At 71.4% G+C, this 9,908-nt stretch carries 15 protein-coding genes; 7 read left to right on the top strand and 8 right to left on the bottom strand.

Going from position 1 to position 9,908, the window contains the following annotated elements:
* Positions 1–69 precede the first annotated feature (69 nt).
* On the bottom strand, positions 70–489 hold the full coding sequence (locus AB0H87_RS31775) for a YciI family protein (protein WP_360153951.1): 420 nt from the start codon (positions 487–489) through the stop codon (positions 70–72).
* Between the two features lie 115 nt (positions 490–604).
* Here AB0H87_RS31775 and AB0H87_RS31770 point away from each other — a divergent pair, with 115 nt between their 5' ends.
* On the top strand, positions 605–1,174 hold the full coding sequence (locus AB0H87_RS31770) for a hypothetical protein (protein ID WP_360153948.1): 570 nt from the start codon (positions 605–607) through the stop codon (positions 1,172–1,174).
* Here AB0H87_RS31770 and AB0H87_RS31765 read toward each other — a convergent pair whose 3' ends face one another.
* Both AB0H87_RS31765 and AB0H87_RS31760 read right to left on the bottom strand, forming a co-directional pair.
* Positions 1,175–1,699 (bottom strand): SigE family RNA polymerase sigma factor, encoded by a 525-nt coding sequence (locus AB0H87_RS31765; RefSeq protein WP_360153945.1) that lies wholly within the window; start codon positions 1,697–1,699, stop codon positions 1,175–1,177.
* Complete coding sequence (locus AB0H87_RS31760) at positions 1,696–2,280, bottom strand: permease-like cell division protein FtsX (protein ID WP_360153942.1); 585 nt, start codon at positions 2,278–2,280, stop codon at positions 1,696–1,698. The genes AB0H87_RS31765 and AB0H87_RS31760 overlap by 4 nt, the downstream gene beginning before the upstream one ends.
* A gap of 90 nt (positions 2,281–2,370) precedes the next feature.
* Between AB0H87_RS31760 and AB0H87_RS31755 the strand changes: the two genes are divergently transcribed.
* The 3 genes from AB0H87_RS31755 to AB0H87_RS31745 are packed head-to-tail and all read left to right on the top strand — an operon-like array spanning position 2,371 to position 4,570.
* Positions 2,371–3,183: an LLM class flavin-dependent oxidoreductase gene (locus tag AB0H87_RS31755; protein ID WP_360153939.1), complete on the top strand. Its 813-nt coding sequence runs from the start codon at positions 2,371–2,373 to the stop codon at positions 3,181–3,183.
* 32 nt (positions 3,184–3,215) lie between these two features.
* Positions 3,216–3,854, top strand: coding sequence for a lysophospholipid acyltransferase family protein (locus AB0H87_RS31750; protein ID WP_360153936.1), 639 nt, complete (start codon positions 3,216–3,218; stop codon positions 3,852–3,854).
* Positions 3,855–3,871: 17 nt separating this feature from the next.
* Positions 3,872–4,570, top strand: a complete 699-nt coding sequence (locus tag AB0H87_RS31745; protein WP_360153933.1) for a dienelactone hydrolase family protein — start codon at positions 3,872–3,874, stop codon at positions 4,568–4,570.
* A gap of 14 nt (positions 4,571–4,584) precedes the next feature.
* Here AB0H87_RS31745 and AB0H87_RS31740 read toward each other — a convergent pair whose 3' ends face one another.
* On the bottom strand, positions 4,585–4,962 hold the full coding sequence (locus AB0H87_RS31740; RefSeq protein ID WP_360153931.1) for an Mth938-like domain-containing protein: 378 nt from the start codon (positions 4,960–4,962) through the stop codon (positions 4,585–4,587).
* Entirely contained in the window at positions 4,959–5,243 is a 285-nt protein-coding gene (locus AB0H87_RS31735; RefSeq protein ID WP_360153928.1) for a GlsB/YeaQ/YmgE family stress response membrane protein, read from the bottom strand. The genes AB0H87_RS31740 and AB0H87_RS31735 overlap by 4 nt, the downstream gene beginning before the upstream one ends.
* A 58-nt stretch (positions 5,244–5,301) precedes the next feature.
* On the opposite strand from AB0H87_RS31735, the gene AB0H87_RS31730 reads away from it, so the two are divergent.
* The 3 genes from AB0H87_RS31730 (at position 5,302) to AB0H87_RS31720 (ending at position 7,421) form a co-directional block, all read left to right on the top strand.
* On the top strand, positions 5,302–5,499 hold the full coding sequence (locus tag AB0H87_RS31730) for a hypothetical protein (RefSeq protein ID WP_360153925.1): 198 nt from the start codon (positions 5,302–5,304) through the stop codon (positions 5,497–5,499).
* A gap of 33 nt (positions 5,500–5,532) precedes the next feature.
* Positions 5,533–6,441, top strand: a complete 909-nt coding sequence (locus AB0H87_RS31725) for an NAD(P)H-binding protein (RefSeq protein WP_360153922.1) — start codon at positions 5,533–5,535, stop codon at positions 6,439–6,441.
* 419 nt (positions 6,442–6,860) lie between these two features.
* Positions 6,861–7,421, top strand: coding sequence for an AAA family ATPase (locus AB0H87_RS31720; protein ID WP_360153919.1), 561 nt, complete (start codon positions 6,861–6,863; stop codon positions 7,419–7,421).
* Here AB0H87_RS31720 and AB0H87_RS31715 read toward each other — a convergent pair.
* From AB0H87_RS31715 to AB0H87_RS31705, 3 genes are all read right to left on the bottom strand, one after another.
* Positions 7,315–8,121, bottom strand: a complete 807-nt coding sequence (locus AB0H87_RS31715) for a carbon-nitrogen hydrolase family protein (RefSeq protein ID WP_360153916.1) — start codon at positions 8,119–8,121, stop codon at positions 7,315–7,317. The genes AB0H87_RS31720 and AB0H87_RS31715 overlap by 107 nt on opposite strands.
* 58 nt (positions 8,122–8,179) lie before the next feature.
* On the bottom strand, positions 8,180–9,154 hold the full coding sequence (locus AB0H87_RS31710; protein ID WP_360153913.1) for a pyridoxal-phosphate dependent enzyme: 975 nt from the start codon (positions 9,152–9,154) through the stop codon (positions 8,180–8,182).
* Positions 9,155–9,397: 243 nt separating this feature from the next.
* Positions 9,398–9,908, bottom strand: a 511-nt coding sequence (locus AB0H87_RS31705; RefSeq protein ID WP_360153910.1) for a serine hydrolase, incomplete at its 5' end; no start/stop codon positions are given.

Below are 9,908 nucleotides of genomic sequence, written 5' to 3'. Positions count from 1 at the left end.
GCCCGACCGCGTCGCCGGCCCGCCGCGCCGCTCCGGCGCCCGGCGGGCCGCCGCCGTCAGCCCCGGTCATCAGAGCTGGCCGGTCCGCTCGCGCCACGCCCGCTCCGCGATCACCCACTCGTTGTCCTGCGGGAACTCGTCGATCGTCGGCACCCGGCGGATCTCGCACTTCACACCCGGCATCGCCGGCAGCCGCTTGGCCCACTCCACCGCCTCGTCCTTCGAGGCCACGTCGAGCATCCAGAAACCGCCGAAGAGCTCCTTCGTCTCGCCGTACGGGCCATCGGTGACCACCGGCGCCTCGCCACCCAGGTCGACCACCACACCCTGCGTCGGGTCGTCCAGACCCTCGGCGGCGACCAGCACCCCGGCCCGGATCATCTCCTGGTTGACCCGGCCCATCGTGGCCAGCATCTCGTCGAACGGCGTCGCCATCATCGCCGCGGTGGTCTCGTCCGTGCCGCGCATGATGAGCATGTACTTCGCCATCGTGGTTCTCCCTTGCCATGTCCCGGGCCGCTTCCCGACCCTTTCACGCCAAGGTCGAACGGCCCGGACGGGGATCGACACGACCTCCGGACAAATTTAAGCTGAGTCGAGACTCATGATCCGGGGGGTACGGGTGAAGGCCGTCTGCTGGCTCGACGATGACGCTGACCGGTTCGGTGCAGCGGTCCGCGGCCGGATCGCCGAATTCACCGAGGCATGGGGTGACGTCGCGCCGACCGGTTTCGCCGCCACGGCCTGGCGGATCGCGATGGGTCTCGATCCGGCGTACGTGCGCCGGCACCCGCGCATCATCGACGCGACCTGCCGCCGCAACACCTGGGACGGCACGCTCGCCTGCGAGACGGTGATCGCGGCGCCCTGGCCGGCGGAGCTGTCCCGCAGCCGGCACTGGACGCACGACCGCGGCTGGCGGGACTGGCCGCAGACGTTCGGCCAGTACCTGACGCCCACCGACCACGACCTCGTCCGGGCGCCGCACCTGCGTACACAGGTGATCGTCGCTGCCATGATCCCGCCCGACCGCCTGCCGCCGCCGCCCGACGGACCCGCCGCCGGGGTCGAGCGCGCCGCCCAGCGCGCGGTCGCGGTCGTCGCGCGCGAGCTGAGCGACCTGCTCGGCCCGCTGCTCGCGCAACTCGACGCCGGCGCGCCGGCCACGAAGTGATCAGGTCCGCGCGAAGTCCTCACCCAGCGCGGACCGCAGGCGACTCAGCGCCCGCGCGTTCTGCGTCTTGACCACCGACACCGACACGCCCAGGATCCCGGCGACGGTCTCGACGCTCAGGTCCTCCCAGTGCCGCAGCACCACGATCGCCTGATCGCGCACGGGCAGGGTGGCCAGCGCCCGCATCAGCGCGACGTGGTTCTCCACCGCGTCACTTTGACCACTCTGGGCATGATCGGGCAGTTCGGCCAGCACCATCTCGCCCGCACTGCGCCGGTTCCGCTGGTCGAAGAGGACATTCATCAGGACCTTGCGGCTGTACGCCTCGAGGTTGGCCGCGTGCCGGATCCGGCCCCACGACGCGTACATCTTCGCGAAGGTGGTCTGGGTCAGGTCCTGGGCGAAATGCCAGTCCCGACACATGAGGTACGCCGTGCGGCGCAGCTTCGGCGCGGTGGCCTCGACGAACGCGGTGAACTCCGCCTCCCGGGCCTGCCGCCGGGCCGCACCCCATCGCGCCGTCATCCGGCCGCCGTCACGTCGGCGCCGTCGGGGCAGCGGCTGTTGATCACATCGTCGACGCCGGGCGCGTTCTTAGCCTTGTTCGCAACCCGGTCCGCCTGCGCGCCGTCGACGAGCTTGACGCGGAACGACTCCGGCAGCTCGCTCGCGTCGACTCCCGTGACGAGCGCCGGCGCGTCGCTGAACAGCGCCTTGAACTGGGCGTACGCCTGGTCGCGGCTCTCGTAGCGGACCGTTCCCGCAGCGGGATCGTGCTGGAGCAGTTCGTTGACCGCGGCGCGTTGCCGGTCGGTGACGTCGGCGGTGAGGAAGACGGAGAGGTCGGTCGCGGTGTCCCCGGCCGGCGACTCGCACAACGGATTGACCAGGGACGCGAAGCGTGCTGGCACCGTCTCGACGGGCGTTGGCGCGAGCAGGTTGGCCACCCCCAGCGCCGCGATCACCGCGGCGCCCGTGCCACCGACCACAATGGTGCGCCGTCGGCGTTGTCGCCGGCCGATCGCCATGGCCCGGCCGGCGAAGTCGGCCGGTGCGGCACTCGGCTCGTCGGCCAACGCCTGCTCGAAGAGCAATCTGAGATCCACGGTCCCACTCCCGTCGGCTTCGGTGGCTGTCACCTGTGGAGACTGGTTGGGCCGCGGAAATCGTCACACCCCGGTGCCAACATCCTGGCCATGAGATTCGCGCTCGATGTGCCCGTCAGCGGTGACTACGCCGATCCCGTGCTGCTCGCGCAACTGGCAGCCGAGGCGGAGGCCGCCGGTTGGGACGGGTTCTTCCTGCAGGACGGGATCAACACTCCGGAGCCGATGGCCGACCCGTGGATCAGTCTCGGCCTGGTCGCGGCCGCGACCGAGCGCATCCGGATCGGCGTGATGGTCACCCCGTTGGCGCGCCGGCGCCCGTGGCAGGTCGCCCGGCAGGCCACCACCGTCGACCGACTATCGAGCGGGCGGATGACGCTGGGAGTGGGGCTCGGCTTCGGCGAGGTCGACTTCTCGCCGTTCGGCGAGGAGTGGGACGCCCGCGCCCGCGCCGGGATCCTCGACGAGGGGCTCGAGGTCGTCGCGGGCCTGTGGACAGGCCGGCCGTTCTCCTTCGCCGGGCGGCACTTCCGGCTCGACGACGTCACGATCGCCCCGCCGCCCGTGCAGGAGCCGCGGATTCCGGTGTGGGTGGCGGCCGGCTGGCCCAATCGCCGCCCGCTCGCGCGCGCCGCGCGGTGGGACGGCGTCTACCTGATGACCGTCCACCAGCGGACCGGTGAGCTGCTACGACCGGCCGACATCGCCGAGGTGGTCGCGGAGCTGGGCCGGCCAGGCCTGGACGTCGCGTTCAACGTGGTGCGCGCGGCCGACCTGGCGCGCCAGGTCGAGGAGTTCGCGGCGGCGGGTGGCACGTGGTGGGTCGAGCTGGCCTCCGACGATGCGGACGGTGGGCTGCCCGCCTACCGGGAAAGGATCAAGGATGGACCCCCACTGTCGTAGACAGTGTCTACGCCACCTGGTAGACACTGTCTATGCGGACCCCGCCCCTCTACGCGCTCGCGCACCGCACCGTCGGCGGCTACCTGCGCCGGCGCTGGTGCCCGACAGTCACGGGCCTTGACCACCTGCCGGCCAACGGCGGCGCGATCCTGGCCGCCAACCACCTCTCGATCGCCGACCAGCTGTTCCTGGGCGTCCTGACGCCGCGGCACGTCGCGTTCTGGGCGAAGGTGGAATACTTCCGCAGCCCGCTCACGCGGGGTTTCGCGACCGGCATGGGCGCGATCCCGGTCGACCGCGGCGGCGGGCGCGCGGCGTTGACGGCGTTCGACGCCGCCGAGCCGATCCTCCGCGCCGGCGGCCTGGTGGCGATCTTCCCGGAGGGCACCCGCTCGCCCGACGGGCGCCTCTACCGCGGCCGCACGGGCGCGGTCCGCCTCGCTCACCGCGCCGGGGTGCCCATCGTCCCGGTCGGCATCATCGGCACGGACCGCCTGCGCAGCGCCGGCTCCCGCCTGCCACGGCGTCGGCCGGTCAGCATCACCTTCGGGCCGGCGATGCCGGTCGTGGTGGAGCGGCCGGCGGACATCCGCATCCAGACCGACGCCCTGATGGCGACGATCCAGACGCTGACCAAGCAGGAGTACGTGGCTCGACACGCCCGACCCTGACGGCGTTGGATGGCCGCATGGTTGCCGAGCGGTCGTTCCGCGTCGGTGAGGTGCCGGGTGTGCTGTGGCTGCCTCCGGCCGGGCCGACGCCGGCGCCGCTCGTGCTGCTGGGTCACGGCGGCAGCGGCCACAAGCGGAGTGCGCGGATCGTCGAACTGGCGACGTGGTTCACGACGCGGGCCGGCTTCGCGGCGGTCGCGATCGACGGCCCGTACCACGGTGATCGGGTGTCGCCCTCGGACTATCGGTCCCGGATCGCCGAGGTGGGCGTCGAGGCCGTGCTCGACGGGATGACGCGTGACTGGCTGGCGACCGTGCGGGCCGTCGTGGCCGCGGGACACGCCGACGCGGACCGACTCGCGTACGTGGGCCTGTCCATGGGAACCCGCTACGGACTGCCGGTGGCGGCGGCCTTGGGCGACCGGCTGCGGTGCGTGGTCCTGGGCAAGTTCGGCCTGACACAGACGGCCGCGCTGCCGGCTGCGATGGCGGCCCCTGCACGCGCGGCGAGCGACGCACGCCAGATCCGCGCGCCGGCCCTCTTCCACGTGCAGTCAGACGACGAGATCTTTCCGCGGGAGGGTCAGCTGGCGTTGTTCGACGCGCTCGGGTCGAGGGACAAGGAACTCGCCGAGCACCCCGGCCCACACGCGGAGACACCGCCCACGGCGATCGCCCGCTGGCGGGTCTTCATCCGCGACCACCTGACGATCTAACGACCGGTCCGTGGTCAGCAGGTTGAGTGGAAGAGGCCGCCGACCGGGTGGGCGGCGTCGGCCAGTGCGTTGTAGAGGCGTACCGCCTCTTTGGTCTCGACGACGTGCATCGGCACGGCGCGTGCTTCGAGCAGCTTCAGTGTGCGCGGGTCGACCTTCAGTCGCAGGTCCATGCCCCGCGACAGGACGACGGTGGTCGCGCCGTGAGCGAGGAGCTCTTCGACGTCGGCCGGTTGGATGCCTGGGTCGTGGCGGGTGCCGGTCGTGGACCAGTCCCACTCCCGGCCGCCGCCCGGGAAGAGCATGAAGTCCTTGCCCGGTGGCAGGCCGTCGACCGTCATGCTGCCCCACGAGACCGACAGGATCCGCGGGGAGCGCGCCGGCTCCGTCACCGGGTGATCGAGCGGTGCCGGCTGCCGCGGCGGAGGCGGTCGATCACGGCCACGCCGCCGGCGGCGAAGGCGATCTGCAGGGCCAGCTCGATCCAGTCGATGTTGTCGGTGTCGGCGACCCCAACAGCGGACGCGACCAGGGTGCCCAGCAGCGCCGCGACGATGCCGACCAGCACGGTCAACCAGAAACCGATGCGCTGCCTGCCCGGCAGCACGAGCCGGCCCAGCACACCGATGACGATGCCGACGACCAGCGCGGTGAAAATGCCCGAGATCTCCACGGCAGAACCTCCTCGGATGCCCATCTCACAGCGTAGGTCGGTTTGGCAAACTGGTGCCGTGAGTACCCGCGACGTGCCGGAACGGATCGGTGAACTGCCTCGGATCGGCCGGCCGGGGCTCACGACCCTCGCTCAGGTGGCTGCCTGCCGCGAGCGTGACCGGCTGGCCATGCACGGCGTCGGCCCCAAGGCGGTCCGGATCCTCGCAGCCGCGCTGGCCGAGCGCGGCCAGCTCGTTCGCGGACTGAGGGCTTGACAAGCAACCGGTTCCATAGTGGACGATGCGCGCGTGCGAATTCTCGTGATCGGTGGAAGCGGTCTGATCGGTGCCCAGGTGGCGGACGTGCTGCGCGAGCGCGGCCATAGCCCCACCGCGACGGCGCGCACCGCCGGCCCGGGCGTGGACCACACGCTCGACCTCGGCACCGCGTCGGCGGCCGACCTGGCCGCGTTGGTCGACGGCCACGACGGCGTGGTCTACGCCGCCCGCACCGACGAGCAGCGGCCGCTGCGGAAGCCCATCTACCCGGTGTTCCGCCGCGACCTCGTCGAGCCGGTCGTGCGCCTGTTCACCGCGGCCCGCGAGCAGGGCCTGACCCGCGGCGTCGTGCTGGGTTCGTACTACACCTACTTCGAGCGGCTGCACCCGCAATGGCGGCTCGCGGAGCACCACACCTACGTCCGCTGCCGGGTGGAGCAGGCACGGGAAGCCCGCGCGGCGGCCGGTCCCGACCTTCCGGTAGCGGTGATCGAGCTGCCGTTCGTGTTCGGCCGGTCGGGCGACCGGCTGCCCAACTGGGCGCCGCCGCTGGACCGCTGGGTCAGGTCCCGCGCACCGCTGCTGGCACCCACCGGCGGCACGGCGGTGGTCTCGGCCCGCAGCGTCGGCGACATGACGGTCGACGCCCTGGAGCAGCGCAGCGGCGCGGACCTCCCGGCGGCCGACGCGAACCTCTCGTGGCGCGACATGATCGCCCGCGTAGCCGAAGCCGCGGGCCGCCCACGCAAGGTCCGCCGGCTACCGGCGGCCGTCGTGCACACGGCCCTACGAATCGGCGGCGGGCTGCAGACCCTGAGCGGCAAGGAGTCGGGCGTCAACCCGTCGTACCTGGGCGGCCTGATGCTCGCCGACCAGTACGTCGAGCCCACGACGGGCCGCTCCCTGGACGCGGCGATCCGCGAAACCTTCGCCCGATGACCGGAGTCGTACCTGGGCGGCCTGATGCTCGCCGACCAGTACGTCGAGCCCACGACGGGCCGCTCCCTGGACGCGGCGATCAGCGAAACCTTCACCCGATGACCGGACCCGCCACACCCGGCGCCGACGGACGCGCGGCCCCGCCTCGTGGGCCGTTCACCCGCACGGCGTCACGCCGACGACCGCCACTCCGTGTCGCTGTTGACGGCTGCCGCGCTGCCGCCTCAGCATCGCGCATGAGTCCTGGGGCAGCTGTCATGGTGATGCGTCCGGATGTGACGGTCGCGGTGTCGGACTCTCGCCGGCTCACGCACAGCCCAGCGATGCAGCCGTCATGGCGATCCGTGCCGCTGGAGATGCCTGCTTGGGCGCCTCGGCCGTGCCCGGTCACCCGCCGTGAAGCCGACGGTGGTTGACCCATGGCTCTGCTGACGTCTGAAGACGCGATACCCCACCGGCCGCGAAGGGTGCTCGTCGCCGGGACGTCTGGCTCCGGCAAGACGACGGTCGCCCGCCGGATCGCGGCGACGTTGCGGCTGCCGCACATCGAGATCGACGCGCTCTTCCACGGCCCGGACTGGACACCGCTGCCCTCGTTCGAAAACGAGGTCGACCGCTTCCGCGAGCGAGAAGAGTGGGTGACCGAATGGCAGTACAGCAAGGTGCGGGCCCGCCTCGCCGAGCGGGCCGACCTCATGGTCTGGCTCGACCTGCCCAGAGCCCAGGTGATGCGCCAACTCGTCCGCCGCACCGTCGCAAGGCGGATCCGCCGCGAGAAGCTGTGGAACGGGAACGTCGAGCCGCCACTGTGGACTCTCTGCACAGACCCGGACCACATCCTGCGCTGGGCCTGGCGTACGCACGGCGACACAGCTACCCGGATGGCTCAGCTCCCGCCGAACCTGCCCGTCGTCCGCCTGCGGAGTCGCCGCCAGGTGGCCGCGTGGTTGGCCGGTCCCCTGCGGCGATGTCCACCGTGACCATCCCCGTCCGACCGGCAGGCACCCGCGCGACCACGTCGCCCGAAGGGTTGAGGAAACACGTCGGGCCCAGGCCGATCCGGGTCGTGTCACGCTCGCCGGTGACGTCCGACGAGACCAGCCACATCCCCGTCTCGCGCGCCCGGCGGGCCCGGATCTCGTTGTGCCGGTCCTGCCACCAGAACGCCTTCTCTCGACGCATCATGTTCTGCGCCGGCACCAGCAGCACCTGCGCGCCACCCGCCGCCACGGCGGCCGCCGCCTGTGGAAACTGGGTGTCGTAACAGATGTTGATGCCGAACCGCACCCAGCCGCAGACGAACACCGGGTAGTCGGTGCCCGCTGTGAACACCGCTTCCCCAGCGGTCAGGAACGTCTTGCGGTACGAGCCGAGGACCCGGCCGCCGCGTACGACCACCGCGGTGTTGTAAATGTGGTCCGCGGAACGCTCGATCAGCCCGAGCACGAGTGTCTGCCGGATTGCCGCCAGCCGGGCCAGCACCGTCGCGAAACCCGGCGACTCCAAGGCCAGCGCCTGCCGCCCGACATGCTCTTCCGTGACGAGGTAGCCCTGCAGGAAGCACTCCGGAAACAGCAGCAGGTCGACCGAGTCGTCCTGCTGGGCGAAGTCGATTACGACCTCGACCGCCGCGTCGGTGTCGGCGAGGATCTCCGGGGTCTGGCAGGTTCCGATCCGCATCCGGTAAGGCTGCTACAGAGGAAGGCGTCGCGGCTGACCACACCGATGTCGGTGGTGCTCATGCCGCACCCGGAGCGCCGCTGAGCACCCGGGTCGCCACAGACAGCGCGACGTTGCGGCCTGTCACGACGGCCACCACCTGACCGGCCGGGTCGATCTTCTCCGCGAGTACGGCCGCCACCGCGACCGCGCCGGAACCTTCGACGAGCAAACCGTGTTCTGTGGCGAGGAACCGCATGGCGGTCTCGATCTCGGTCTTGGTCACGGCCGTCAACGCGGACACGTGTTCGGCCACGATCTGCGGAGTGACGCTGCCCGGCTCCAGGTTGCCCGCCAACCCGTCGGCCAGGGTGGCGCCCACCTCCACCGGCACCACGTTGCCGGCGGCGACCGCTGCGGACAACGCCCGTGACGCTTGTGCCTCGACTCCGACGACCCGCATCTCACGGTCCTGTGCCGCGGCGAGACACAGGCCGGCGATCAACCCGCCGCCGCCGACGGGCGCGACCACCGTCACCGGGCCGGCAATCTGAGCCCGCAGTTCCGAAGCCACGCTCGCCTGCCCGGCGATCACCGCGGCGTCGTTGTAGGCGGAGACGTAGGTCCGCCCCGCTGCGGCGAGCTCGAGCGCGTGACGCTCCGCCGCTTCGTATCTCTCGCCGTGCTCGACGAGCCGGACGCCGTACGCACGCAACGCGCGCGTCTTGGCCGTGGAGGCGGTGGCCGGCACGACCACCGTGGCTTCGACGCCGAGCCGGGCAGCCGCGTACGCGATGCCGAGCGCATGGTTGCCCGCCGACGCCGTGACGACGCCGGCGGCCCGGCCCGCGGCATCGAGGTCGCTCAGGGCTGACAGCGCGCCGCGCACCTTGAAGGAGCCGGTCGGCTGAAGACATTCGAGCTTGAGAGCGGCGGCCGGGCCGGCGTTCGTCGGGATCAGCGGCGTCGGCGGCAGCAGCGCGCGGATCCGCTCCGCGGCTGTCGCGAGATCACTCGGCTTCGGGGGAAGGACAGCGCGCGTGGCAACGGTCATGGCTCTCCTCGGACGGGCCTACGGAGACTCCACCGTAGGTGCTGCCGGCCCCGACGAGCCCGCCACGGGCGGTGACCCTCCTGCCCATCGGAAAGCCGGCCCGACTCTTTCGCGAAGTCCACTCGACGACCCGTGCCGCGGACCGGTCGCTCGCCGTGGCCACGTTCCACCAACACCTGCTGCGTCAACTCGCCCTTTGCGACCGAGATGCGCGCCGTCGGGCGCGGTGAGGGACTCCGGCTGCTACACGGTCGGGATCTTGCGGAGCTCGCCCAGCGCGTACTTCGCGACCGCCTCGACCACGCGTACCCCCGCCGGCTGGGTCTTGTGATGGTTGGAGAGCACCGCCACCAGCCAGTCGTGTCCCGGCTCGACCAGCCGGCCGATCGAGTTGACCTGCCACAGGCCGCCGTCCGCGGTGATGTTGTCCCAACCGTTCTTGACATAGACCCCGGTGGTCGCCGGGAGCGCGGCGGCGGGCACTCCCCAGTTCTGGGTCTCGTCGACCTGGCTCATCAGGTCGAAGAGGTAGCTCCGGTCCTCGTCGCCCAGCCGCCCGTCCTCGTCGGTGATCGCGGTGAGCAGGCGGATCTGGTCGGCCGCGGTGGTCTTCGACATCCCCCAGGACGACAGCGGCTTGGTCTGCTTAAGGCCGAAGGTCCGATTCGCCGTGTTCAGCCCCGACGTGCCGCCGATCTTCTGGAAGAGCCTCGTCGCCGCGTCGTTGTCGCTCAAGGTGATCATTTTCTTGGCG

The organism is Asanoa sp. NPDC050611, assembly GCF_040654855.1.
GTDB lineage: Bacteria > Actinomycetota > Actinomycetes > Mycobacteriales > Micromonosporaceae > Asanoa.
The sequence above is the reverse complement of the archived record's forward strand: the minus strand, read 5'-3'. Positions and strand labels throughout refer to the sequence as shown.